Source organism: Cupriavidus sp. 05N40 (genome assembly GCF_056397305.1).
The window spans coordinates 1-24,609 of the sequence record NZ_JBFTND010000027.1; the positions used below are offsets into that span (position 1 = coordinate 1).

General features: G+C 65.1%; 21 protein-coding genes. 11 read left to right on the forward strand and 10 right to left on the reverse strand.

The window, feature by feature from the left end; translation table 11 throughout:
* From AC1DO7_RS08675 to AC1DO7_RS08685, 3 genes are all read left to right on the forward strand, one after another.
* A partial coding sequence (locus AC1DO7_RS08675) for an efflux RND transporter permease subunit (protein ID WP_477116003.1) occupies positions 1–3,150 on the forward strand: 3,150 nt, incomplete at its 5' end.
* Positions 3,151–3,154: 4 nt separating this feature from the next.
* Positions 3,155–4,384, forward strand: coding sequence for an efflux RND transporter periplasmic adaptor subunit (locus AC1DO7_RS08680; RefSeq protein ID WP_477116004.1), 1,230 nt, complete (start codon positions 3,155–3,157; stop codon positions 4,382–4,384).
* Entirely contained in the window at positions 4,381–5,883 is a 1,503-nt protein-coding gene (locus tag AC1DO7_RS08685; protein ID WP_441614293.1) for an efflux transporter outer membrane subunit, read from the forward strand. Before AC1DO7_RS08680 ends, AC1DO7_RS08685 begins: the two co-directional genes overlap by 4 nt.
* 114 nt (positions 5,884–5,997) lie before the next feature.
* Here the strand turns inward: AC1DO7_RS08685 and AC1DO7_RS08690 are convergent, their stop codons facing one another.
* Both AC1DO7_RS08690 and AC1DO7_RS08695 read right to left on the reverse strand, forming a co-directional pair.
* Positions 5,998–7,278 (reverse strand): amidase, encoded by a 1,281-nt coding sequence (locus AC1DO7_RS08690; RefSeq protein WP_441614295.1) that lies wholly within the window; start codon positions 7,276–7,278, stop codon positions 5,998–6,000.
* Between the two features lie 13 nt (positions 7,279–7,291).
* Positions 7,292–8,281, reverse strand: a complete 990-nt coding sequence (locus AC1DO7_RS08695; RefSeq protein WP_441614297.1) for a tripartite tricarboxylate transporter substrate binding protein — start codon at positions 8,279–8,281, stop codon at positions 7,292–7,294.
* A gap of 134 nt (positions 8,282–8,415) precedes the next feature.
* Here AC1DO7_RS08695 and AC1DO7_RS08700 point away from each other — a divergent pair, with 134 nt between their 5' ends.
* Complete coding sequence (locus AC1DO7_RS08700) at positions 8,416–9,339, forward strand: LysR substrate-binding domain-containing protein (RefSeq protein ID WP_441614299.1); 924 nt, start codon at positions 8,416–8,418, stop codon at positions 9,337–9,339.
* Between the two features lie 24 nt (positions 9,340–9,363).
* Here AC1DO7_RS08700 and AC1DO7_RS08705 read toward each other — a convergent pair whose 3' ends face one another.
* The 3 genes from AC1DO7_RS08705 to AC1DO7_RS08715 all read right to left on the reverse strand — a co-directional run bounded on the left by AC1DO7_RS08705 (position 9,364) and on the right by AC1DO7_RS08715 (position 11,491).
* Positions 9,364–10,185, reverse strand: a complete 822-nt coding sequence (locus AC1DO7_RS08705) for an anti-sigma factor family protein (protein ID WP_477116005.1) — start codon at positions 10,183–10,185, stop codon at positions 9,364–9,366.
* Positions 10,182–10,700: an RNA polymerase sigma factor gene (locus AC1DO7_RS08710; protein WP_441614303.1), complete on the reverse strand. Its 519-nt coding sequence runs from the start codon at positions 10,698–10,700 to the stop codon at positions 10,182–10,184. The genes AC1DO7_RS08705 and AC1DO7_RS08710 overlap by 4 nt, the downstream gene beginning before the upstream one ends.
* A gap of 74 nt (positions 10,701–10,774) precedes the next feature.
* Positions 10,775–11,491, reverse strand: coding sequence for an anti-sigma factor family protein (locus tag AC1DO7_RS08715; protein WP_441614305.1), 717 nt, complete (start codon positions 11,489–11,491; stop codon positions 10,775–10,777).
* A gap of 147 nt (positions 11,492–11,638) precedes the next feature.
* Between AC1DO7_RS08715 and AC1DO7_RS08720 the strand changes: the two genes are divergently transcribed.
* The 3 genes from AC1DO7_RS08720 to AC1DO7_RS08730 all read left to right on the forward strand — a co-directional run bounded on the left by AC1DO7_RS08720 (position 11,639) and on the right by AC1DO7_RS08730 (position 14,171).
* Complete coding sequence (locus AC1DO7_RS08720; RefSeq protein WP_441649857.1) at positions 11,639–12,145, forward strand: DUF305 domain-containing protein; 507 nt, start codon at positions 11,639–11,641, stop codon at positions 12,143–12,145.
* On the forward strand, positions 12,142–13,620 hold the full coding sequence (locus AC1DO7_RS08725; RefSeq protein ID WP_441614309.1) for a YncE family protein: 1,479 nt from the start codon (positions 12,142–12,144) through the stop codon (positions 13,618–13,620). The genes AC1DO7_RS08720 and AC1DO7_RS08725 overlap by 4 nt, the downstream gene beginning before the upstream one ends.
* A gap of 128 nt (positions 13,621–13,748) precedes the next feature.
* Complete coding sequence (locus tag AC1DO7_RS08730) at positions 13,749–14,171, forward strand: hypothetical protein (protein WP_441614311.1); 423 nt, start codon at positions 13,749–13,751, stop codon at positions 14,169–14,171.
* A gap of 388 nt (positions 14,172–14,559) precedes the next feature.
* Here AC1DO7_RS08730 and AC1DO7_RS08735 read toward each other — a convergent pair whose 3' ends face one another.
* Positions 14,560–14,832, reverse strand: coding sequence for a DUF4148 domain-containing protein (locus tag AC1DO7_RS08735; protein ID WP_441614313.1), 273 nt, complete (start codon positions 14,830–14,832; stop codon positions 14,560–14,562).
* A 53-nt stretch (positions 14,833–14,885) separates the two neighbouring features.
* Positions 14,886–15,122 (reverse strand): hypothetical protein, encoded by a 237-nt coding sequence (locus tag AC1DO7_RS08740; protein ID WP_441614315.1) that lies wholly within the window; start codon positions 15,120–15,122, stop codon positions 14,886–14,888.
* Positions 15,123–15,821: 699 nt separating this feature from the next.
* Between AC1DO7_RS08740 and AC1DO7_RS08745 the strand changes: the two genes are divergently transcribed.
* Both AC1DO7_RS08745 and AC1DO7_RS08750 read left to right on the forward strand, forming a co-directional pair.
* Positions 15,822–16,094, forward strand: coding sequence for a hypothetical protein (locus AC1DO7_RS08745; protein WP_441614316.1), 273 nt, complete (start codon positions 15,822–15,824; stop codon positions 16,092–16,094).
* Between the two features lie 144 nt (positions 16,095–16,238).
* Entirely contained in the window at positions 16,239–17,291 is a 1,053-nt protein-coding gene (locus AC1DO7_RS08750; RefSeq protein WP_477116011.1) for an alpha/beta hydrolase, read from the forward strand.
* Positions 17,292–17,488: 197 nt separating this feature from the next.
* On the opposite strand, the gene AC1DO7_RS08755 is transcribed toward AC1DO7_RS08750, so the two are convergent.
* The 3 genes from AC1DO7_RS08755 to AC1DO7_RS08765 form a co-directional block, all read right to left on the reverse strand.
* Positions 17,489–18,301: a MetQ/NlpA family ABC transporter substrate-binding protein gene (locus AC1DO7_RS08755; RefSeq protein ID WP_441614318.1), complete on the reverse strand. Its 813-nt coding sequence runs from the start codon at positions 18,299–18,301 to the stop codon at positions 17,489–17,491.
* Between the two features lie 219 nt (positions 18,302–18,520).
* A complete protein-coding gene (locus AC1DO7_RS08760; protein WP_441614320.1) occupies positions 18,521–19,795 on the reverse strand; it encodes an O-acetylhomoserine aminocarboxypropyltransferase/cysteine synthase family protein in 1,275 nt (424 codons plus the stop codon).
* A 202-nt stretch (positions 19,796–19,997) separates the two neighbouring features.
* Complete coding sequence (locus tag AC1DO7_RS08765; protein WP_441614322.1) at positions 19,998–20,981, reverse strand: aliphatic sulfonate ABC transporter substrate-binding protein; 984 nt, start codon at positions 20,979–20,981, stop codon at positions 19,998–20,000.
* 677 nt (positions 20,982–21,658) lie between these two features.
* On the opposite strand from AC1DO7_RS08765, the gene cyoA reads away from it, so the two are divergent.
* Both cyoA and cyoB read left to right on the forward strand, forming a co-directional pair.
* Positions 21,659–22,624 (forward strand): ubiquinol oxidase subunit II, encoded by a 966-nt coding sequence (cyoA, locus tag AC1DO7_RS08770; protein ID WP_441614324.1) that lies wholly within the window; start codon positions 21,659–21,661, stop codon positions 22,622–22,624.
* An 8-nt stretch (positions 22,625–22,632) separates the two neighbouring features.
* Entirely contained in the window at positions 22,633–24,609 is a 1,977-nt protein-coding gene (gene cyoB / locus AC1DO7_RS08775; protein WP_477116006.1) for a cytochrome o ubiquinol oxidase subunit I, read from the forward strand.

Below are 24,609 nucleotides of genomic sequence, written 5' to 3' on the forward strand. Positions count from 1 at the left end.
CTGCTGAAGATGCCGACCGACATCTTTCCGGAAATCAACATCCCGGTCATCAGCATCATCTGGAACTACAACGGCCTGTCGCCCCAGGAGATGGGCCAGCGCATCTCGGCGCAGAACGAGCGCAGCCTGACCACTACCGTCTCCGACATCGAGCACATCGAGTCGACGTCGCTCAACGGCGTGGCGATCATCAAGATCTTCTTCCAGCCCACCGCCAACATCCAGACGGCGATCGCGCAGGTGGTGGCGGTGGAGCAGTCGCAGCTGCGGCAGCTGCCGCCCGGCATCACGCCGCCGCTGGTGATCAAGTACTCGGCCTCGAGCATCCCGGTGGTGCAGCTCGGCCTGTCCAGCCCCACGCTGCCGGAGCAGTCGCTGTTCGACGCCGCCGTGAACCTGCTGCGCCCGCAGCTCATCACCATCCCCGGCGTGGCGGTGCCGTTCCCGTACGGCGGCAAGAGCCGGCTGGTGTCGGTGGACCTCGACATGCAGGCGCTGCAGGCGCGCGGCCTCGCGCCGGCCGACGTGGTCAACGCGGTCAACCTGCAGAACCTGATCCTGCCGTCGGGCACGGCCAAGCTCGGCGAGACCGAGTTCAACGTCAAGATGAACGGCTCGCCCGACGCGATCGCCGGCCTCAACGACCTGCCGGTGCGCACCATCGGCAACAACACCACCTACCTGCGCGACGTGGCCTACGTGCGCGACGGCTTCTCGCCGCAGACCAATATCGTGCGCCAGGACGGCCAGCGCGGCGTGCTGCTGTCGTTGCTCAAGAACGGCGAGGCCTCCACGCTGGACATCGTCAGCAACCTGCGCGCGCTGCTGCCCCGCGCGCAGCAGATCCTGCCGCCGGACGTGAAGGTCACGCCGTTGTTCGACCAGTCGGTGTTCGTGAAGGCCGCCGTCAAGGGCGTGGTGTTCGAGGCGCTGATCGCCGCCGGCCTGACCGCCGCCATGGTGCTGCTGTTCCTCGGCAACTGGCGCAGCACGCTGATCATCGCGCTGACCATTCCGCTGTCGATCCTGGCGTCGGTGCTGATGCTGCACGCGCTCGGCGAAACCCTGAACCTGATGACGCTGGGGGGCCTGGCGCTCTCGGTCGGTATCCTGGTGGACCAGGCCATCGTCACCATCGAGAACATCGAGCGGCACCTGCACCTGGGCAAGCCGCTGCTGGAGGCCATCGACACCGGCGCCGGAGAAATCGGGGTGGCGGCGTTCGTGTCCACGCTGTGCATCTGCATCGTGTTCGTGCCGATGTTCTTCCTCGAGGGCGTCGCGCGCTTCCTGTTCGTGCCGCTGGCCGAGGCCGTGGTGTTCGCCATGGCGGCCTCCTATATCCTGTCGCGCACGCTGGTGCCGACGCTGGTGATGCTGCTGATGGGCGGCGCGCACACGCAGGGCGGCGACGGCAAGCCCAGCTTGCTGCAGCGGCTGTACCGCGGGTTCGACCGCCGCTTCGAGAACGTGCGGCGCGTCTACACGCTGGCGCTGTCGGCGCAGCTGGCCAACCGCAAGCGCTTCGCCACCGTGTTCCTGGGCTTCTGCGTGCTGTCGTGCGCGCTGATCCCGTTCCTCGGGCGCGACTTCTTCCCGACSGTGGACGCCGGCCAGATCCGCCTGCACMTGCGCRYGCCSACCGGCACCCGCATCGAGGARACCGCSCGCSTSRCCGACMAGGTGGAGGCSGCCATCCGCGAGATGATCCCGCCCGCCGAGCTGGAGACCATCCTCGACAACCTGGGCGTGCCCAATAGCGGCATCAACCTGTCCTACAGCAATGCCGGCACCATCGGCACGCTCGACGGCGAGATCCTGATGTCGCTGCGGGAGGGCCACCGGCCCACCGAGGAGTACGTCTCGCTGTTGCGCGCCGAGCTGCCCAGGCGCTTCCCCGGCGTGGAGTTCTTCTTCCAGCCGGCCGATATCGTCACGCAGATCCTGAACTTCGGGCTGCCGGCGGCCATCGACGTGCAGTTCACGGGCAACAACCTGCAGGCCAACGCCCAGCTCGCCGGCGAGCTGGTCAAGCAGATCCGCCAGATCCCCGGCGCCGTCGACGCGCACGTGCACCAGCGCAACGACTATCCCGCCATCAACCTGGACATGGACCGCACGCGCCTGCAGCAGCTCGGGCTGTCGGCGCAGAACGTCGGGCAGAACGTGCTGATCTCGCTGTCCGGCAGCTCGCAGACCGCGCCGGCGTTCTGGCTCAATCCGGGCAACGGCATCGTCTACAGCGTGGCGGTGCAGACGCCGCAGTACAAGATCGACTCGCTCGACACGCTGCTCAACCTGCCGGTGGGCGCCGCCGCGAATGCCGCGAGCCCCGCGGCCCCCGCGAACGCCGCCACCAGCCCGGGTGGCTCGCAACTGCTGGGCAACCTGGTGCAGGCCTCCACGTCGCGCCAGCCGGCGGTGGTGTCGCGCTACAACATCCTGCCGGCGATCGACATCTACGTGAGCGTGCAGGGCACCGACCTCGCCACCGTGGCGGGCAAGGTGCAGAAACTCGTGGACCAGATGCAGGGCAAGCTGCCGCGCGGCTCGCAGCTCGTGGTGCGCGGGCAGGTGCAGACCATGCAGTCGTCGTTCATCGGCCTCGGTGTCGGGCTGGCGATGGCGATCGTGCTGGTGTACCTGCTGGTGGTGGTGAACTTCCAGTCGTGGATCGACGCGGCGGTCATCGTCGCGGCGCTGCCCGCGGCGCTGGCCGGCATCGCCTGGATGCTGTTCATCACCGGCACCACGCTGAGCGTGCCCGCGCTGACCGGTGCGATCATGACGATGGGCGTGGCCACCGCCAACAGTATCTTGCTGGTGTCGTTCGCGCGGCAGCGGCTCGACGAGGGCGTGCCGCCGCTGTCGGCCGCGCTGGAGGCGGGCGCCACCCGCATCCGCCCGGTGCTGATGACGGCGCTGGCCATGATCATCGGCATGATCCCGATGGCGCTGGGCCTGGGCGAGGGCGCCGAGCAGAACGCGCCGCTGGGCCGCGCGGTGATCGGCGGGCTGCTGTTCGCCACCGTGTCGACACTGTTCTTCGTACCGGTGGTGTTCGCCGCCGTGCACCGCTGGCTGGCCGGGCGCAAGGCGCACCGGGGCGGGGCGCATCCGCCGCTGGCTCCCACACATCAAGAGGGTTGAGGCAATGACCGAACAACGCCATGCAGAGCTGGGCCTGCACATGGGCGATGCCGGCGGGGACGATCCGCACGAGCATTTGAAGCGCCGCGAGGTGGCGCGGCGCACGCGTATCGCGGCGCTGGTGGTGCTGGCGCTGCTGGCGGTGGGCGCCGGGCGCACGCTGATCAGCCGCTATGCCGACGCCAAGGCCCTGCGCGCGGGCACCGAAGAGCGCGCCAGGCAGTACGTGCTGACCGCGTTGCCGCAGGCCGGCAGCAGCCAGTCGCTGGCGCTGCCCGGTACGCTGCAGGGTTTCGTGCAGGCGCCCATCGCCGCGCGCGCCAACGGCTATGTGAAGCGCTGGACCAAGGACATCGGCGCGCATGTGGAGAAGGGCGAACTGCTGGCCGAGGTCGAGACACCCGAGATCGACCAGCAGCTCAGCCAGGCCATCGCCGCGCGCGAGCAGGCCGCGTCCAGCCTGGCGCTGGCGCGCAGCACGGTAGAGCGCTGGGAGGGGCTGCGCAAGAAGGACGTGGTGTCGCAGCAGGAACTCGACGAGCGCCGCAGCGCGGTCACGCAAGGCGTGGCCAACGTGGCCGCGGCCGATGCCAACGTGCAGCGCCTGCGCCAGCTCGAAGGCTTCAAGCGCGTGGTGGCGCCGTTCGCCGGCATCATCACCCGCCGCAGCGTTGACGTGGGCGACMTGATCGATGGCAACCGCCAATTGTTCCTGCTCTCGCAGACCGACCCGCTGCGCGTCTACGTGAACGTGCCGCAAAGCTATGCCAATCTCGTCAAGGCAGGGCAGGAAGTGGTGGTGACGCAGGCGGAGCTGCGTGGCCAGGCCTTCAAGGGGCAGGTGGCGCGCACCGCTGCGTCGATCGACGCCGCCACGCGGACCATGCAGGTGGAGGTCACGCTGCCCAACCGCGACGGCGTGCTGCTGCCCGGGGCCTACGTCACGGTCTCGCTGCCGCTCAAGAGCAGCCAGGCGTTGCAGGCGCCGAGCAACACGTTGCTGTTCCGCGCCGAGGGCACGCGCGTGGCCGTGGTCGACGCGCAGGGCAAGGTGACGCTGCGCCCGGTCACGCTGGGCCGCTACTACGGCGCCACCGTGGAGGTCCTCGACGGCGTGGGCGCACAGGACCGCCTGGTACTGAACCCGTCGGACTCGATCGCCGACGGCGACCGCGTGGCGCTGGCGCCGGCGTCACCGGCCTCCGCGCCCGCCGCCACGGAGGCCAGGCGATGAGGCTGCGGCGCAGCGCGCAAGCGATCGCACCGGCCGTGGCGCTGGCCGCCTTGCTCGGCGGCTGCGCGGCCGGGCCCGATTACCGCAAGCCCGAGGCCGACATGCCGGCGGCATGGAAGCTCGAGCCGCCGTGGCGCGAAAGCACGCCGGGCGACAGCGTGGCCAAGGGCAACTGGTGGGAGCGCTTCGGCGATCCGCGCCTGGACGCGCTGGAGCGCCAGGCGCTGGCCGCCAGCCCGACGCTCGCCGCCGCCAACGCGCGCCTGCTGCAGGCGCGCGCGCAGGCCAATGCCGCCAACGCCGGGCTGTTCCCGCAGATCGGCATCAATGCGCGCGAGCAGCGCGCGCGGATCTCGGCCAACCGGCCGCTGACCAACTACGCCGCGCCGAACTACTCGACGGTGCAGAACGACTTCACGGCCTCGTTCACCGTCGGCTACGAGCTTGACCTGGCCGGCCGCGTGCGGCGCACGATCGAGAGCGCACAGGCATCGGCGCAGCAGTCGCTCGCCGATTTCGAGAACGTGCGATTGCTGCTGACCACGGATCTCGCCGCCAACTACTACAACCTGCGCGCACTCGACGTAGAGGTCGACGTGCTGCGCCGCTCGATCGCGCTGCAGCGGCGCGCGCTGGACCTGGTCAATGCGCGCCACGACCTGGGCGCCGCGTCGGGCCTGGACCTGGCGCAGCAGCAGGCGCTGCTCGACGCCACGCTCACGCAGGTGGACGTGCTCGCGCGCCAGCGCGGCCAGTTCGAGCACGCCATCGCCACGCTGACCGGCACGCCCGCGCCGCTGTTCACGCTGGCGCCGGAGGGGGCCGAGCTGGTGCCGCCGGCGGTGCCGCTCGGCGTGCCGTCCGACGTGCTGGAGCGCCGCCCCGACGTGGCTTCGGCCGAGCGCGCGATGGCGGCCGCCAATGCGCAGATCGGCGTGGCGAAGTCAGCGTTCTATCCCAGCGTGATCCTGGGCTCGGCCATCGGCACGGAGACGCGATCGTTCGGCTCGCTGTTCGACCTGCCGAGCCTGGTGTGGTCGCTTGGGGCGTCGGCGGCGGTGACGCTGTTCGACGGCGGCAAGCTGCGGTCCAACCTGGACTTCGCGCGTGCTGGCTATGACGGCACGGTGGCCAACTACCGCCGCGTGGTGCTGACCGCGATGCAGGAAGTGGAGGACGGCATCACGGGCCTCGCCGCGCTGTCGCGCGCCAACGACCAGCAGCAGCGCGCCGTGGGCAGCGCCAGCAAGGTGCTCGACATGGCCACGGCCCGCTACGACGGCGGCGCCACCGGCTACCTGGACGTGATCACGGCCCAGCAGGGTTTGCTGGGCGCCGAGCGCACCGCCGTCCAGTTGCGGGGGCAGCAGATGCTGACCGCAGTGTTCCTGGTGAAGGCGCTGGGCGGGGACTGGGGCGGGGCGTCGACGCTGGCCGATGGCGGGAAGTCCGGCGGAAAGACTGGCGGGCAGGCTGGCGGGCAGGTGGCCAGCAAGTAGCCGCGCGGGCCGCTGCTGCGGGTCATGGCGCGCAGCGGCGGATGCCTGTCCAGCAAGAAGCTTGTTTGGTTACTTCGCTGGGCGGCCCAAGGCGCGCTCTCCTACCCCCTTCGCTTACTGATCGTAGCCTGCAATGCGCGCCAGGGCGCTTGCAACCGCGAGCAGGCGTGCGTCATCCGCATAGCGTCCGATCAGTTGGGCTCCAATTGGCAGCCCGGCGGGGCCAGTCCCTATGCGCAATGAAACCGTGGGCAGGTGCAGCGCTGTCCAGAGTGCGCCGAAACGTGGCGAGCCCGAGTCTGCCAGGCCCAGCTCGGCTTCGCCGTCCGCGGCGGGGTAGAGCAGCACGTCGAGATCGCCGAACATGGCATCGGCTTGTCGGGTGCCGGCGTGCATGCGGCTTCGTATTTGCAGGTAGGCCTCTGTGCTCACGGTCTCCCCACCGGCCAGGCGCGTTTGCAGGCGCGCACTGAGCTGCTCGTGATGTTGCGTACGTTCATGGGCGAGCGATTGCCTGGCCTCGTAGGCGAACATGCTGCTCTGCAGATCGATCAAGGCTTCCAGTTCCTGCGGCAGCCTGCAGCGCAGCACGCTTGCGCCGGCCCGCTCGGCGCGGGCGGCGATCGCGTCGAGGGCGGCGTGCGTTTCGGGGCTGGCATGCTGCCACTGACTCGACAGGCACACGCCAATGCGCGGCCTCAACCCCGGTTGTTCGACGGCGCGTGCCTGCGCCGGGCCAAGGCAGAAGAAGGCGGCGTCGGCGACGGTGCGGGTCAGCAGGCCCACCGTGTCCTGGGTATGGCTGAGGGTCTTCACGCCGGCACTACTGATGAGGCCGAAAGTCGGCTTGTAGCCGACCACGCCGCAGTACGCTGCCGGGCGGGTGATCGACCCGGTAGTCTGCGTACCGAACGCGACCGGCACCATGAAATCCGCGACGGCGGCTGCGGAACCGCTGGACGAGCCGCCCGGCGTGCGTTCCAGGTCGAGGGGGTTGCGCGTTGCGCTCGGCGTCTGCGTGGCGAATTCGCTGGTGGCAACCTTCCCAAGTATGACGGCACCGGCTTCATGCGCAGACGCAACGCAGCCGGCGTCTGCTGCAGGGCGATGCCCGGCATAGATCGCTGCCGAGCCGTAGGCCGTGTCGTAGCCGACGGTATCGATGATGTCCTTGACGGCGACAGGAATGCCGCGCAGCGGGCCACCCGGGCGGCGATCCGCCGCACGCGCCTGGGAGAGAGCCAGATCGGCATTGACGGCGACGAAGGCCTGCACCGCGCCGTTGCGTTCCTGTATGCGCTCGAGGCAGGCATGCGTCAGCGTTTCGGCGGTAAGGTTGCCTCGCTCGATCCGGGTGGCCGCCTCAAGGGCGGTGAGACGATTGGGGGCGCGCATGAGCTGGATGCTCCTAGTTTAAGGTGATGCCGGCATTGCGGATGACAGCCGCCCAGCGATCATGTTCCTTGCCCACGAAGACGGCAAAGGCTTCGGGCGTATCGCCGACGGGCTCCGCGCCCTGGGCCAGCAGTTGCTCGCGTGTCTTGGGATCTTTCAGGATGCGGACAACTTCCGCATTGATGCGGCTGACCACTTGTTTGGGCACGCCGGCTGGCGCAAACATGCCGAACCAGCCTTCCACCACGTAGCCGGGCAGGCCCGACTCGGAAATCGTGGGAACGTCGGGCAGCAGAGGCGATTTCCGCGCCGAGGTCACGCCGAGGGCAATGAGCTTGCCGGAGCGGATATGCGGCAGGCATAGCGGGAGGTTGCAGAACATCATTTGCACGCGCCCGGCGAGCAGATCGGTCAGCGCAGGGGCACCGCCCTTGTAAGGCACGTGAAGGATATCGGTCTTCGACATGGACTTGAATAATTCGGCCGACAGGTGCTGGCTGCCACCGGCGCCTCCCGAGGCATAGCTGTATTGCTGCCTGTGCAGCAGTGCCAGCAGTTCCTTGACTGAGCGCGCGGGAACGCTAGGCGGAACCACAAGCACATTGGGCACGCTGGCCACATTGACCACCGGCACGAAGTCGCGTTGGGGGTCGAACTTGAGGTTGGTGTGGAGGCTGGCATTGATCGCGTTGGTGCTGGCCGCGCCAAAGAGCAGCGTGTAGCCGTCGCGCTCCGCCGCGGCAACATAGCCTGTGCCGATGTTGCCGTCGGCGCCCGCCCGGTTGTCAACCACGACAGGCTGGCCCCAGGCCTCACTGAGCCTGGTTGCAATGATGCGCGCCAGGGTGTCGGTCACGCTGCCAGCGCCGAACGGCACAACCATATGGATCGGCTTGACCGGGTATTGCGAATGTTGTGCCATGGCGGGCAAAGGCAGGAGGGCGCTGAAGCACACTGCGGCGATACTTCCCGCCAGGGTACGGAACAGGGCTTTGGGATTCATGTTGGAGTTCCTATGGGCAAGAATCGCGGGGCTTTGAAGGGGATATCGAAGGCAATCTTATGCTGGTCTATTCGATAGATCCAATATAATATTCCAGAGTATTCATTCATTTTTATGTATCAATGGCTCTCTCGTTGCACGCGTTGCGCCTCTTTGTTGTGGTGGCCGAGGAACTGCATTTCGGACGTGCCGCGGCGCGGCTCCATATGGCACAGCCGCCTTTGAGCCAGCAAATCCGACAACTGGAAGCCAACGTTGGTGCGGACCTGTTTGCGCGAACGACGCGGTCGGTCCAGTTGACGGAGGCGGGCAGGGTGCTCTTCGACCGGGCAAGGCAACTGCTGGCCGATGCGGACGCCGCCGGGCAGGCAGTGCTCAGGGCAGCGCATGGCGAGACGGGACGGATCTCGCTGGGATTTACAAGTACCGCCGCGTACCGCCTCTTGCCACGCATACTGTCTGCGTACCGCAGCGCCTATCCTGCCGTCGCATTCGACTTCACGGAGGCAACGTCAGCCGAGCAGTGGGATGCCTTGCGCGCCGGCAAACTCGACGTGGCGCTGCTGCGCCTGTCCACACCGACGGTGGAAGCGGATTTCGATGCGTTCGAAGCCGATCGTGAGCCGATGTTGCTGGCGTTGCCACTCGGGCATCCGCTCGCCGCAGACGCCACGGTGGCGCCAGCGGCGCTGGATCGCCTTCCGATGGTTGGATTCAGCGCGGTCGGCTCAGCCTATTTTCGCGACCTGAGCCAGAAGATCTATCATGCGGCCGGCGTGCAGCCACGCATCGATCAGGAGAGCGTACTCCCGACCATGCTCGCCCTGGTCGAGGCCGGGCTTGGCGCCGCGCTGGTGCCCGCATCGGCTGCGGAAATGCGCTCGGCACGCGTGACATACCGGCCGTTGCAAGCGGCAAAGTCCAGGCGCGGCGGCACCGTCGATGCCGTGTTGCACTGTGCACGCCCGCATGCCAGCACCAACATGGCCGCGCTCGCATTTGTCAGGCTGCTTGCCACGATGAGCGCGTCGTCGGCTCCTGCAGGCCAGGCCGGATGAACGGAGGGAGCGCAGCCTGCTCGACTATTCATTCTTTCCAGGTGTCAGTTGGGCATAGACATCGTGCGAGATGTCGAGCAGCACCGTGTGATCGATTCCGCCGCTGACGGCATAGCCGAAGTCACCGTCCAGCCAGTAGAAGACATTGACCGGTCCGTCCTGGTACAGCTGGAACGCGGTGGTGTTCGCGCTCGTGGTCCGGTGGGATATGTAGAGGGTGATCCGTTCGCCCTTGGCGTTGCGATACATGAATTGTGCAACGCCCCCACCGGCATCGGGCAGCAAACGGCCGCCGACGAGTTCGAAGCCGACCCGTGTCAGCACCGGCGGGTGCACGTTGGTGCCGAGTCGGTTTGCCAGCCATTGCACAAAATCCTGCTCACGATCGGAACCGATCTCGGCCGGGCGGACAACGTCGGGCATGTAGACCACATGTGCCACGGCCGCATTGCGTGCAAGTCCGTCCTGGCCCTGCAGGCTGCCGATCGGCTCATTGCTCGCGAGTTGACCCGTCATGCGCGGCATCATCTGACTCCCGACACCGAGTGCAATGCCCAGCACCAGCGTGGCGGCGATACCCGCAAAGCGAGGCCAGTTGGCCGCTTCGCCCCGGCCCGGGTGCCTTGCAGATGATGGCTGAAGGCGTTTGGGCACCGGCTCGGCCAGGACCCTGTCATAGCGCTCGTGGAGCAGACTGTTCAGCGAGAAATAGTCACTGATCCTTGCCGCGAGGGCCGGGTCCTGCTCCAGGRCTCGCTCAACCTGGGCGCGGCGCTCTTCCGACAGCGCCCCGTCGGCGTAGGCATGAAGATCGTCTTCGGAAATGGAAATCCGTTGTTCGCTCATTGCACCACCCTGAGTCTTGCGCTGGATTGCGAGCCCGCCATCAGTGCCCGCAACCGTTCCCGGCCACGCGACAGGCGGGACATCACGGTGCCAATCGGGACATCAAGCGCAATCGCTACATCGGCGTAGCTCATTTCCTCCAGACCCACCAGGAGGACGACTTCACGCTGTTCCACAGGCAGGCGCTGCAACGCGTAGTCGAGATCGCGAATTTCCAGCGAGCGCATTTGCTCCGGGGGCACTGCGTATTCGCCCTCATCCACGGAATCATCGTCGACCGATACGTGCACCACGCGCTCGGAGGCCCGGCGAATCTGGTTGATAAAAAGATTATGCATAATTGAGAACAGCCAGGCGCGCAAGTCAGAACCTGGACGGAACTGCTCGGTTCGGCCCAACGCGCGTTCCAGCGTGTCTTGTACAAGGTCGTCGGCCAGGTCGTGATTGTGGATCAATGCCCTGGCATACCTGCGCATCCGTGGCACATGCTCGACCAACTCATCCTGGATTTTCATGGCCCGCTCCAGTCGGGAACTGTCGTTGCCGAGGCGATCCCATCTCACTCTAGTCCTTGTCGATGCGCTCGACGTCAGCGCGAAGTCATGAGATCGGCCGCCTGCATCAAGCGCGGGGTATTGGCGCTACCGGCGAGCACGTAGTGAGTGGTACCGGTCTTCCAGGTCAGCAAACGAACATCGCCAACCCGGCGTGCGGACCAATGTGGCGTTGCCGGATCAAAAGGCAGGGCGCGGGCCTCCAGCAGGACGATACGCCGCTGATTCGGGCCTTCATAGACCGATTGAAGCACTTCAGACACCGGCCCGATGCGAACCGGCTTTCGACTCATAAGACTGAATCCGACCGAATTCAGGTCGGGCGAGGGCCTGCCTCCGGCCATGTCGATCGCACTGGGATAAGCAGGTGCACTTATTGCCTCGACCAGTGCAAGTACCGCCACACTGTCCAGCTCCTTGTTCGACGCGCTTGCGCCAGCCAGCCACCCGCCCACTGCCGCCAGCAGCACCAGGCCGGATACGAGCATGCGGGCAACCCTGCGGGTGTACCTCACGGGCCGCTTGCTGGCCGAGCGAGAATCAGCTTCCCGCGCAACGTCGTGATGAGAATACGATTGTTTGATCTGCTCGTTGAGGCGCATGTAGAAGGCAATCCTGCCAGCTTCGCTGGGGTAGCCTTCAAGATACCTGTGGAGGCTGGCGGCCTTGCCGGGGGGCAGGAGACCATCGGCATGCGCCTGGATATCGACTTCCGAGAGCCGTTCGGTGTCGGGGGCGTTGTCAAGGTGCATGGCAGCGTGCCGTAGTTAGTCAAGGGGTCTTGATTCGTAAACACGCTGGCTTCGCTTTTATTCCCGTTGGTCTCGCGGCGTCATTTGCATATTCTCCTAAGATATTGATGCCGCTCCGAGTGGCGGCTCCTGCGAGGGGTTGCCGAAATGACTATGTCCGCTGCCAGAATCGCGTCAAGCCTTGTGGCGATGGGGTGGCTGACGCTTGCCATCCATGCAATGCCGGCTCGCGCGGCCGGCAGCACGGCGGACGACGAGGGGGAGCGCGCGTTCCTGGCCGAAAACGGCGCGGCCATGACCGCCATGATGAGGCACATGGAAATCACGCCGAGCGGCAATATCGATCGGGACTTTGTCTCCACGATGGCGCCACACCACCAGGGTGCGATCGATATGGCGCAGGCCTATCTGCGCTTTGGCCACAATGAGCAACTGCGTCGTCTGGCGCAGGAGATCATCGTTGAGCAGCAGCAGGAGATCCTTGCCATGCGTCTGGCGGTAGGGCTGCCGCTACCGCCCCCGGTTGCGGCCCCCACCGACATCGGCAGGCCGACCGGCATATCAGTGCCTGTGGAGGAAGCGCACCGTGAAGGCGGTGAGCGCGTCTTGCCCGTGCATGGCCACCAACCAGAGCAGTCGCAGGAGTCAAGATGAAATTCGAATCGCTCCTTGTCCTCGTCCTGACGGTCAGTGCCCTGGCGGCGGCGGCACCGTCATTGGCTGGGCAGGCCCCCGTATCCCAGTCCGAACCGGATATCCCTGTCAGCCACCGTGACCGCCTCTATGCCGCCGAGCAATTTTCGAACACGGTTTCCGTGGTGGACCCGGTCGATCATCGTCTGCTTGGCCTGATCCGGCTCGGGGATCCTTCGCCCGGAAATTTCAGTCCGCTCTACCGTGGACAGGTGCTGGTACATGGCATGGGCTTCTCACCAGACCATCGGACCCTGGCCATTGTCTCCATCGGTTCAAATTCGGTGACGTTCATCGATACGCAAACCAATGCGGTCAAGCACGCTACCTACGTCGGCAGGGCGCCGCATGAGGCGTTCTACACGCCAGACGGCAGCGAGGTCTGGGTTACCGTGCGCGGAGAAAACTATGTTGCGGTTCTCGATGCCAAAACCTTCGAAGAGAAGACCCGTATTGTCGTGCCCGCCGGACCTGGCATGCAGATCTTCTCGCCCGATGGCAAGTACGGCTACGTGTGCTCTTCATTCAATCCGGAAACCGAGGTGATCTCATTGGCCGAGCACAAGATCGTGGGTGCGGTGAAGCAGGACAGCCCGTTTTGTCCGAATATCGCCGCCACGCCGGACGGCAGGCAGGTCTGGTTCACACTCAAGGATACTGGAAGGGTTCAGGTCTTTGACGCACGTCCTCCATTCGCCCGCATCAAGAGCTTCGAAACCGGTCCCCTCACAAACCACGTGAACTTCGCGCGCAATGCCAAGGGCAGTTTYGCCTACGTGACTGTGGGCGGGTTGAATCAGGTAAAGGTCTTTCGTACCGATGATTTTTCACAGGTGGCTACCATTCCAACGGGGAGCCTGCCTCACGGCATCTGGCCCTCGGGCGATGGCAGCCGCATGTATGTGGGTCTGGAAAATGCCGATGCCATCGCTGCCATCGACACGCTGAGCAACAAGGTGATCGCGACGGTTCCGGTAGGCCAGGCACCGCAGGCGATTGCATATGTACCGAACGCAGTGACGCAAGGGGATGGAACGCAGAACCTGGAGCCGCTTGGCATTGCCGGGCAGGCAAGCCACCTGACGCTATTGGCGCCGAACAAGGGGCAGCCGGGCGGGAAGGCAGCCGCCGCGAGCAGCATTACGTTATTCGACCAGGGGTTGGTGCAGGTGCTGCAGGCGGCGGTGACCGGCCTTCAGCCGAGGCAACCTTATGTATTGGCGCTTGCGAACAAAGCTGACGGCGGTGGGCCGCTCGAGCCGCTTGCCGTGTTCATGACGAATCCGGCCGGCGCGGCCATCGTCAATACCATCGGGCCGATCCGGCAGGTCGTTGCGCCGGGAACAAGCGCCGCAGAGGACATGCGCCGCTACCTCGTGGTAGCCCCGCAGATCTCGGGAAAGCCTGGCGCTCCGGTTCAGGTGCAGGCTCCCTGATCGCGGCGGGACCACCGGGTGGCATCAGCAGCTGTGGGTGACACGCGGTGGTTGTCGCGAGTCATCCGCAGCGCTGCAAGGATTGCTGTCATTCCAGTCTGGCGAGTGATTGAGGCCCGTTGTCAGGCATGGGTTCCGTCGATGTAGGGATCGGCAGCGCTTGCGGGAGAAATAGACGTGCCCGTGCGATCCATGCCTGCAAGGGTTCGAGCGGCGTCGATACGATCATTCAGCGCCGAATTTCAGGCACCATCGGTGAATGCGTCACGCTGTCCGATGCGGGCGCCATCGGTGAATGCGTCGCGCTGTCCGATGCGGGCACCATCGGTGAATGCGTCACGCTGTCCGATGCGGGTGCCATCGGTGAATGCGTCACGCTGTCCGATGCGGGCGCCATCGGTGAATGCGTCACGCTGTCCGATGCGAGCGCCATCGGCATAGACGTCGCGGGGCGAATTGACAGCCGCACCGGCGGCTTGGGAAGCAAGGGCGGCGGCTGTGGCAATCAGCAGGGCAGCGCCGGAGATGTGGCCGAGGCGTTTCATGAGTAGCTCCTTGGGGCATGGATGGAAAAGCTTCAACGACCGGATCCGTGCGGCCTGCAGGAGCCGCGCCATGTTGCGATCGTTACTACCGTATACGCGCCGTTATCGCGAAATATTCCCGACGTCAGACTAAAAGTTTGAGTCGGTTTCATGGATGCCTGGTGTGCATCCGATGTGCGAAGTGAGCGGACACGGCGAGCGGGTATCCCGGTTGCAGTCGCCAAAGTGATGGAAGCTCGGCGTGACAACCCCGCGTCCAGGTTGATTTCCGTGGGCATCGCGCGCGCTATCAAACGCTACCAGTGGATTGAAGCCGCCGCATTCACTAATGTCCCCTTCCGGGGCCATTGTGAACGAGGCAGCCGAGGATCCGCGCTCTTCGAGGCAAAGCACGTTACCGCGAGGGCGCCTGCGACACCAACGCTGCGCCGGTATTTCCCTGGTGCGTTTTTGCTAGTTGCTGTAGTGCCGTTTGCAGATCGGCCGGATATTTGCCTTCTCTGCTTGGCTCGTATCCCAGGGCCGCCAGTTCCTGGACTTCACGGAGCAAATCCGCTCGCGTGACGTTAGGGGCTGTGACTTGTGCGTACTGCGCGAACACTGGAGTGGCAATGAGGGCCGTTACCGAGATGACTGCTGCACAGACAATACGAATAGGGTCTTTCATGATGACGTTCCTTCACAAGATGTTTGCTATCGCGCGCTGAAAGCCGCCGGTGCTCAGTTGCGGGCCCCGTCCGTATAGCCATCCCTCGAACTGATCCGCGCACCATCGGAAAACACGTCACGTTGTCCAACGCGCGCGCCATCCGTGAAGACATCGCGCTGGCCAATACGCGTGCCGTCGGTATAGACGTCGCGAGGCGAAGTGACTGCGGCAACGGCGGCCTGCGAGGCGAAGGTGGTAACGGTGGCAATCAGCAGGGCAGCACCGGAAATTTGACTGAGGCGTTTCATGATCGACTCCTTGGCGAACGATTACAGAGATGACAGTTCAACGACCGGACCTGCGAGGCTTTATGTGCAGCGCCATGTTGCGATCGTTACTGCGTATACGCCGCGAGATCGCGGAGCATTCCCGATGCAGGATTGAAATTTCAAATTGGCGCCATAGTGCCGCGCCGCGCAGCGCACGGGCCACCACGCGAGGCTGTGATGAATGCGGAGAACGTGAAGCCGGCGCCCGTCCGGCAGCTTCCAGAATGAGACTGCCGGTCTCGTCGGGAATGTGAGATCGACGATACGTGACTCGCCTTCAGCTCGAAGGTCCTGGCCCCCATGCGCTTGGCCATGAAGCTCTGGAGGCCAGGGTTGATGGTCCGGCCGCCCAAGGAAAACCGCGGCCCACTCGGGTCCGTCAGATCGCCATAGATAGACGCGTCTTTTTCCTTGCCGCCATCCGCGCCTGCAGCTCTCCGTGTGGCTCTTTCCACATCCCATTCATCACCGCCTCGCGTCGTGACCCGTGTGCTGCACCGCACGGCCCGACCGCGTGGCGTTATGACGGCAAATCAAAATTTCGATCTGACGACGGGAATGATTTCCGATCGCGCAGCGTATACGGCAGTAACGATCGCAACGTGGCGCTGCTGCTGCAGGCCTCTCGGATCCGGTCGTTGACTGTCATCTCTCTGTCCGGTTTTCAAGGAGCTACTCATGAAACGTCTCAGCCAATTCTCTGGTGCCGCCCTGCTGATTGCCACGGCCGCCACCTTTGCCTCGCAAGCCGCCGTGGCCGCGGTCAATTCGCCTCGTGACGTCTATACGGATGGCGCGCGTATCGGCCAGCGTGATGTCTTCACGGACGGCGCACGCATCGGAGCGCGCGATGTCTTTACCGATGGAGCACGCGTCGGACCGCGCGACGTGTTCTCCGATGGTGCCCGCGTCGATTCGAGGAACGTCTACACGGACGGCGCTCGCAACTAGGCCCTGGCGCTTTCCACGCACCCGTTAGCCAATGCCTTGCCGGGGAGAGGGTTGCGTGGTTCGAGTAGCGATCTTGGCTTTGCCGTCAAAGGTATCAGGGCTACGCAAAGCTCAATGACCTCGCTTGACGAGGTGGAGAGGAATATGTCAGAAAATATCAATTCGCGTCGTCGCGGCTTCATGGGCATGACAGCCGTGGCGCTTGCCGCTGCCCAGTTTGGCGTGCCGCGTTCCGCCAGGGGCCAGACACGTTCGCCGAATTCGTCGGTCGTGCCTTCGGCCTWGCCGGGTGCCCATACATCGTTTGCGTCAATGAAGCAGGTCGACGCCGCGCTGCTTAATGTCGGCTACGCCGAGGCGGGGCCGGTCGACGGACCCGCGGTCATCCTGCTGCACGGCTGGCCCTACGATATTCATAGTTTCGTTGACGTGGCGCCGCTGCTGGCGTCGCGCGGGTATCGCGTGCTTGTCCCGTATCTGCGCGGCTACGGTACTACGCGTTTCCTGTCGCAAGAGACGATGCGCAACGGGCAACCGACTGCCGTGGCCGCAGATATCGTCGCGCTGATGGATGCGCTCAATATCCGGCATGCGACACTCGCCGGGTTCGATTGGGGGGCGCGCACCGCCGATATCATCGCGGTGCTGTGGCCGGAGCGTTGCAAGGGGCTGGTGTCGGTAAGCGGCTACCTGATCGGGAGCCAGAAAGGCGGTGCGTTGCCGCTGCCGCCCGAGGCAGAGTTCCAGTGGTGGTACCAGTTCTACCTTGCAACCGATCGCGGGCGGGCCGGCTACGAACAATATACGCACGATTTTGCCAAGCTGATCTGGAGGCAAGCCTCACCGGGATGGAAGTTCGATGACGCCACGTTTGAGCGGAGTGCATCGGCCTTCAACAATCCAGACCATGTCGCCATTGCCGTCCACAACTATCGCTGGCGGCAAGGTCTTGCCTCTGGCGAAGCAAAGTATGACGCCTTTGAGCAGCGACTTTCCCTGGCGCCGTCCATTGGTGTGCCGACCATCACCATGGAAGGCGATACCAACGGCGCACCGCACCCGGCGCCGAGCGCCTATGCGGGCAAGTTCACCGGGAAATACGAGCACAGGACTATCACGGGGGGCATCGGCCATAACCTCCCACAGGAAGCGCCTCAGGCATTCGCGCAGGCCGTGATCGACGTCGGCAGGCTTTAAGCCCGAATTGCGCGAAGCCTATGTCCAGTTCCATCGTTGCCCATGYCGACACCACCCCTTGCCGGGTAGGCAGCACTGTCGCGGTCATCGACGCCAGACCGAAGTGGGTCGATCCATCGGACGAGCACGCAGTCGACGCAGGTTGACAGCCTTCTCTCGTCCTTTCTTTCTCGGGCGAGGCCGTGAGGCCTCGCATCTCAGCGCTGGTACGACGGCGGCAGGAAGCCCGCGAAGCGCTGCTGCGTGGTCGCCTTGAACTCAGGCGACTGGTAGGCATCGCGGATGTCCTTGACGAAGGGCTTGCTCACGTCGGCGGTGCGCACGGCCACCAGATTCATGTAGTAGTCGGGGATCTTCTCCAGCGCCAGGGCTTCGGTCAGCTTGAGGCCGGAGGAGAGGGCGAAGTTGCCGTTGACGAAGGCGTAGTCCACGTCGTCGAGCGAGCGCGGCAGCTGCGCGGCCTCGAGCTGGATCAGCTTGAGCTTGTTCGGGTTGGTTTCGATGTCGCGCTCGCTGGCACGGATCGGGTCGGTGCCGGGCTTCAGCGTGACCCAGCCGGTCTGCTGCAGGATAGCGATGGCACGCGCCAGGTTGGACGGATCGTTGGGCAGCGAGACGGTGGCGCCCGCTTTCACTTCGGTCAGGGTCTTGTGCTTGCGGCTGTAGATGCCGATGGGGGCGGTGGGCACCTGCACGACTTCCGACAGCTGCAGCTTGCGGTCGCCGGAGAATTTCTTCAGGTAGGCCACGTGCTGGAAGGCATTGGCGTCGATGGCGCCATCGGCCAGCGCCAGGTTGGGCTGCACGTAGTCGCTGAACTCGACGATGGTGACCTTGTAGCCTTTCTTTTCCAGCAGGGGCTTGATGCCGTAGCGGATCTGGTCGGAGTACGGGCCGGCGGTGGCGCCGAAGCGGATTTCCTTCTTGTCCGGATCGGCCGCGCCGGCCGTCTGGATCACGCCCAGCGCGAGCACCGCGCCGATCAGTCGAATTCCTAGACCCAATTTCATCAAAGCTCCCCTTGTCGTTGGTATGTAGCGGGCCTGGGCGCGCTTGGCGCGAACAGGCAAGGGGCTCATTGTAGTGGGGGTCTTATGCGCAAGGAACGAGTTAATGCGCATGGTGATATTACGTCGGGGAATAAGCAGGCGATGCAGGCAGGCGATGCGCCTGGCCGCTTCCCCGGCCCTCTCCCGCCGGGCGGGAGAGGGGGCGGACCGGCAGCGGCGTCAGGCAGCTGCCAGCGCGCGGTCCAGGTCTTCCAGCAGGTCGTCGATATGCTCGATGCCGATCGACAGGCGCACCATGTCTTCGCTCACGCCGGCGGCCTTCAGTTCCGCTGCGTCGAGCTGGCGGTGCGTGGTGGATGCGGGGTGCGTGGCCAGCGACTTGGCGTCGCCGATGTTGACCAGGCGGGTGAACAACTGCAGCGCATCGAGGAAACGTGCGCCGGCTTCCCGCCCGCCGCTCTTGAGGCCGAAGGAGAGGATGCCGGGGCCGCGGCCGCCGAGGTAGCGCTGCACCAGGGCGTGGTCCGGGTGCTCGGGCAGGCCGGCGAAGTTGACCCATTCGACCTTGGGGCTGGCCTTGAGGTGGCGCGCCACGGCCAGCGCGTTTTCCGTGATGCGGTCCAGGCGCAGGGCCAGGGTCTCGATGCCTTGCAGGATCAGGAAGGCGTTGAACGGCGACAGCGCGGCGCCGGTATTGCGCAGGGGTACCACGCGCGCGCGGCCGATGTACGCAGCGGCGCCGAGCGCTTCGGTGTAGACCACGCCGTGGTAGGACACATCGGGTTCGTTCAGGCGCTTGAAGCGCGCCTTGTGCTCGGCCCAGGGGAACTTGCCGCTGTCGACGATGGCGCCGCCCACGCTGTTGCCGTGGCCGCCCAGGTACTTGGTGAGCGAGTGCACGACGATGTCGGCGCCATGCTCGAAGGGCCGGCACAGGTAGGGCGACGGCACGGTGTTGTCGACGATCAGCGGGATGCCGTGGTTGTGGGCCACCTTGGCAATGGCGGCGATGTCGACGATGTTGCCGAGCGGATTGCCGACCGATTCGACGAAGATGGCCTTGGTGCGCTCGTCGATGAGGTCGCCGAAGGCGGCGGGGTTGCGGCCGTCGGCGAAGCGTGTCTCGATGCCGGACAGCGGCAGCGTGTGGGCGAACAGGTTGTAGGTGCCGCCGTAGAGCTGGCTGGCCGAGATGATGTTGTCGCCGGCTTCGGCGATGGTCTGGATGGCGTAGGTGATGGCCGCCATGCCGGACGCCAGCGCCAGCGCGCCCACGCCGCCCTCGAGCGCGGCCAGGCGCTGCTCGAGCACGTCGTTGGTGGGGTTCATGATGCGGCTGTAGATATTGCCGGGCACCTTGAGGTCGAACAGGTCGGCGCCGTGCTGCGCATTGTCGAAGGCGTAAGCCACGGTCTGGTAGATCGGCACGGCCACCGCGCGGGTGGTGGGGTCGGGGGAGTAGCCGCCGTGGACTGCAATCGTCTCGATTTTCATAGTCTTTTCTTGTTGGATTTCCAGGTGGATTACGTCGTGGAAGACGTCGTGGATTACGTCGCGGATGACTTCTTGGATGACTTGGTGGCTGGACGCCGCCCGGGAGCGGGCATGGTAGCAGCGCGGGTTGGCGCTTGCCATGGCGGCGGCCGGTGATCGCACCCGGCGCCGGCCGCCATGCCCGGCCGGCGGCTGGCCGGGGTCATTGGCTGGCGAGCGGGAAGGTGGCCTGCCAGACGTTGTCCCTGACCTGGAGGGCGGCGGGAATCAGCTTTTGCTGGTGGAACAGGTCGGCCACCTGCTGCTGGACGGCCACCACTTCCGGCGTGACCGGGATCGCGCCGTAGGGCACGCGCTTGAGCCAGGCCTCCACCACCTGCACGTCCAGGCCCACGGCGGGGGCGAGCAGGGCGGCGGTCTCGCCGGGGTTCTTCGCCACCCACAGGCCGGTGGTGCGCAGTTGTTCGAGGATGGCGTTGACGACCTGGGGCTGTGCCTTGACGAAGCCGCCGGCGGCTTCGTAGAAGTTGAAGGGCGAGGGCACGCCTTCGTAGTCGGCGATGGTGCGCACCTTGAGCGCCTTCTGCGCGAGCGCATAGTACGGATCCCACACCACCCAGGCGTCCACGTTGCCGCTTTCGAAGGCGGCGCGCGCATCGGCGGGCGGCAGGTAGATCGGCTGGATGTCCTGCAGGCTCAGGCCGTTCTTCTTGAGCAGTTGCACCAGCAGGTAGTTGGAACTGGAACCCTTTTGCAGCGCGACGCGCCTGCCCTTGAGATCGGCCACGGTGCGCACCGGCGATTTGTCCAGCACGAACAGCGCCTCGTTGGTCTTGCCGCCGGGCTCCGCGCCGACGTAGACGAAGTTGGCCCGGGCGGCCTGGGCGAACACGGCGGGCGGCGCGCCGGTGTAGCCAAAGTCGATGCTGCCGGCATTGAGCGCCTCGAGCAGCTGCGGGCCGGCGGGGAATTCCTTCCACTCCACCTTGTAGCCCAGCGGCGCGAGCTTCTTGTCGAGCGAGCCCTGGGCCTTGAGCACGGCGAGCAGGCCGGCTTTCTGGTAGCCCACGCGCACGGACTGTTCGGCGGCGCCAGCGGTCGCGGACCAGGACAGGGCGGCGCAGGAGAGGGCGGCGAAGGACAGGGCGAGGCCAAGGCGGCGGGGCCAGTTGCGCAACAGGGTCATGCGATTTTCTCCGGGTGGGGTCGGGGATCGGGAGGGATCCGGGCCGGCCCCATGGTTGCGAAATCGCGGCGCGAGGGGAACGAAGCTTATTGCATTTGGATAGAACTGCCGGGGTCGCCGGGGGTCAGAGCGTGGGCCGCCGGCGCCGGCGCGCGACGCCGCGCGCACGTTGTGATTTGTGCAACTGCTTTCAAGGGTGCGCACCCTGCGACACCTTGACGCACTCGCAGAATTTTCTGACAAGCGAGCCGTTGGCGGCGTGATCGCGAAAGATGGTGCATTGTCCGATTAACCGAACAGTGTGTTCCAGGTTCCGGGTTTACCCTCGTTGCTGCAATGCGGTAGATTCGCGGCCACGATGTCTGACGTACCGCGATTCTCAGCCAGAAACCACGTTTGCCGCACCGGCAGGCGTGATGGGTATCGCGAGCGCGGCATCCTTCTGTGTGGACCGCCGCAGTCCCACGGTGCTCCGTCCTACAAGGACCGAGCCAGCCTGCTAGCCCCGTCCTACAAGGATCAAGCCAGTCTGCCGTTGATTGGCGCCTCGCCGGGCAAGCAGGTCGCTTAACCAGGTTTCCCGTTTTCCCCCAAGCCTTAAGGCTGCCTTTCGCTCGCGCCTAGGCGGCAAAACTGCGCCGCGCCGTCGTTCCGTGGCCTACACAACCAGTCGTGACATGAAGATACCCAAACTTCCGCGTTGGACGCGGTTCCTGCCCTGCGGCGGCCTGTTGCTGGCCGGCTGCAACATGACCGTGCTAGATCCCAAGGGCCAGATCGGCGCCGACGAGAAATCCATCATCCTGATCGCGACCTGGCTGATGCTGCTGGTGGTGGTGCCGGTGATCGTCCTGGTATTCACCTTCGCCTGGAAATACCGGGCCAGCAACAAGAACGCCCGCTACGAACCGAACTGGTCCCACTCCACCGGTATCGAGGTGGTGGTGTGGCTGATCCCGTGCCTGATCATCCTGGTGCTGGGCATCATCACGTGGAAGTCCTCGCACGACCTGGACCCGTACAAGCCCATCGAATCCGACGTCAAGCCGATCACCATCGAGGCCGTGGCGCTGAACTGGAAGTGGCTGTTCATCTACCCCGAACTGCATATCGCCACCGTCAACGAGATCGCGTTCCCGGTCAATACGCCGGTGAACTTCAAGATCACGTCCGATTCGATCATGAACTCGTTCTTCATCCCGCAACTGGGCAGCCAGATCTACGCGATGGCCGGGATGGAGACCAAGCTGCACCTGATCGCCAACGCAGCCGGCACCTACGACGGCATGTCCGCCAACTACAGCGGCGGCGGCTTCTCGGGCATGAAGTTCAAGGCCAAGGCCGTGTCGAACTTCGACTTCGAGCAATGGGTCAAGCAGGTACGCGCCTCGTCGCGCGAGCTGACCCTGGCTGACTACGAACAACTGGCCAAGCCCAGCGAGAAGGAACCCGTGGCGATGTTCGCCAAGGTCGATCCGCAGCTGTTCCACGGCATCCTGCACAAGTACATGGACGGCACCGGCGGCGCCATCGCCGGAAACGGTACCTCGTTCGGTCCTGTCTGCACCTCGCGCAACACCCTCGGCACCAGCCAGGTGTCCATGGCCGCGCCCGCCCTGCCGGCGCCGGGCTCGAATTCCTAGGAGTAAAGATGTTTGGCAAATTGAGTTTGGATGCCATTCCGTTCCACGAGCCCATCGTCATGGGCACGTTGTCGATGGTGGCACTGGGTGGTCTGGCGCTGTTCGCGCTGATTACCTATACCCGCAAGTGGGGTTGGTTGTGGAATGAATGGTTCACCTCGGTCGACCACAAGAAGATCGGCATCATGTATTCCGCCGTGGCGATGATCATGCTGCTGCGCGGCTTTGCCGACGCCATCATGATGCGCACGCAACTGGCGCTGTCCACCAACGGCTCGCCGGGCATCCTGCCGCCCGAGCACTACGACCAGATCTTCACCGCCCACGGCGTGATCATGATCTTCTTCGTGGCCATGCCGCTGATGACGGGCCTGATGAACCTGGTCGTGCCGCTGCAGATCGGCGCGCGCGACGTGGCCTTCCCGTTCCTCAACACGCTGAGCTTCTGGCTGTTCGTGGCCGGCGCCATGCTGGTCAACGTCTCGCTGGGCGTCGGCGAGTTCGCGCGCACCGGCTGGCTGGCCTATCCGCCGCTGTCGGGCCTGCAGTTCAGCCCTGGCGTGGGGGTGGACTACTACCTGTGGAGCTTGCAGATCTCGGGCCTGGGCACCTTGCTCACCGGCGTGAACTTCCTGGTCACCATCCTCAAGATGCGCGCCCCGGGCATGACCCTGATGCGCATGCCGGTGTTTACCTGGACCGCGCTGTGCACCAACGTGCTGATCATCGCCGCCTTCCCGGTGCTGACCGTCTCGCTGGGCCTGCTGGGTCTTGACCGCTATCTCGGCATGCACTTCTTCACGAACGAGATGGGCGGCAACGCCATGATGTACGTGAACCTGATCTGGATCTGGGGCCACCCCGAGGTGTACATCCTGATCCTGCCGGCGTTCGGTATCTTCTCCGAGATCATCTCGACGTTCTCCGGCAAGAAGCTGTTCGGCTACAAGGGCATGGTGTACGCGACCGCGGCCATCATGGTGCTGTCGTTCCTGGTCTGRCTGCACCACTTCTTCACGATGGGCTCCGGCGCCAGCGTGAACGCGTTCTTCGGCATCACCACCATGATCATCTCCATCCCGACCGGGGTGAAGATCTTCAACTGGCTGTTCACCATGTACCGCGGCCGCGTACGCATGACCACGCCGGTGCTGTGGACGCTGGGCTTCATGRTCACCTTCGTGATCGGCGGCATGACCGGCGTGCTGATGGCCGTGCCCGCAGCCGACTTCGTGCTGCACAACAGCCTGTTCCTGATCGCCCACTTCCACAATGTGATCATCGGCGGCGTGCTGTTCGGCTACCTGGCCGGCATCACCTACTGGTTCCCGAAGGCCTTCGGCTTCAAGCTCGACGAGCGCCTGGGCAAGTGCGCCTTCTGGTGCTGGCTGGTGGGCTTCTACGTGGCCTTCATGCCGCTGTACGTGCTCGGCTTCATGGGCATGACCCGTCGCCTGAACCACACCGACAACCCGGCCTGGAACCCGTTCCTGTACACGGCCGTGGCCGGCGCCGCGCTGATCGGCCTGGGCATCGTGTTCCAGGTGCTGCAGATCGTGGTGAGCGTGCGTAACCGCAAGGCGCTGGCCGACGTCACGGGCGACCCGTGGGATGGCCGCACGCTCGAGTGGGCCACTTCGTCGCCGCCGCCGTTCTACAACTTCGCGCACACCCCGGTGGTGCGTGACCTGGACGCCTTCGCCGACATGAAGGCCCGTGGCGAGCTGCCCAAGCAGGAAGCGCACTACGAGCAGATCCACATGCCGAAGAACACCGGCGCCGGCTTCTACATGGGCGCGTTCAGCTTCGTGCTGGGCTTCGCGGCCACGTGGCATATCTGGTGGCTGGCCGTCGTGGGCCTGGTGGGCATGATCGTGTCCTTCATCTTCCGCAGCAACGACGACCATATCGACTACTACGTGCCCGCACGCGAAGTCGAGGCAGTCGAAAAGACTCACTTCCAGCGCGTCGCGTCGCAGGCCTGA

Bases quoted from the DNA above. Each gene is read 5' to 3' on its own strand.
- AC1DO7_RS08715 (WP_441614305.1), bottom strand. From the start codon at position 11,491: ATGCACCTTGACAACGCCCCCGACACCGAACGGCTCTCGGAAGTCGAT.
- AC1DO7_RS08690 (WP_441614295.1), bottom strand. From the start codon at position 7,278: ATGCGCGCCCCCAATCGTCTCACCGCCCTTGAGGCGGCCACCCGGATC.
- AC1DO7_RS08760 (WP_441614320.1), bottom strand. From the start codon at position 19,795: ATGAAAATCGAGACGATTGCAGTCCACGGCGGCTACTCCCCCGACCCC.
- AC1DO7_RS08720 (WP_441649857.1), top strand. From the start codon at position 11,639: ATGACTATGTCCGCTGCCAGAATCGCGTCAAGCCTTGTGGCGATGGGG.
- AC1DO7_RS08745 (WP_441614316.1), top strand. From the start codon at position 15,822: ATGAAACGTCTCAGCCAATTCTCTGGTGCCGCCCTGCTGATTGCCACG.
- AC1DO7_RS08710 (WP_441614303.1), bottom strand. From the start codon at position 10,700: ATGAAAATCCAGGATGAGTTGGTCGAGCATGTGCCACGGATGCGCAGG.
- AC1DO7_RS08740 (WP_441614315.1), bottom strand. From the start codon at position 15,122: ATGAAACGCCTCAGTCAAATTTCCGGTGCTGCCCTGCTGATTGCCACC.
- AC1DO7_RS08695 (WP_441614297.1), bottom strand. From the start codon at position 8,281: ATGAATCCCAAAGCCCTGTTCCGTACCCTGGCGGGAAGTATCGCCGCA.
- AC1DO7_RS08685 (WP_441614293.1), top strand. From the start codon at position 4,381: ATGAGGCTGCGGCGCAGCGCGCAAGCGATCGCACCGGCCGTGGCGCTG.
- AC1DO7_RS08755 (WP_441614318.1), bottom strand. From the start codon at position 18,301: ATGAAATTGGGTCTAGGAATTCGACTGATCGGCGCGGTGCTCGCGCTG.
- AC1DO7_RS08730 (WP_441614311.1), top strand. From the start codon at position 13,749: ATGGGTTCCGTCGATGTAGGGATCGGCAGCGCTTGCGGGAGAAATAGA.
- cyoA (WP_441614324.1), top strand. From the start codon at position 21,659: ATGAAGATACCCAAACTTCCGCGTTGGACGCGGTTCCTGCCCTGCGGC.
- AC1DO7_RS08735 (WP_441614313.1), bottom strand. From the start codon at position 14,832: ATGAAAGACCCTATTCGTATTGTCTGTGCAGCAGTCATCTCGGTAACG.
- AC1DO7_RS08765 (WP_441614322.1), bottom strand. From the start codon at position 20,981: ATGACCCTGTTGCGCAACTGGCCCCGCCGCCTTGGCCTCGCCCTGTCC.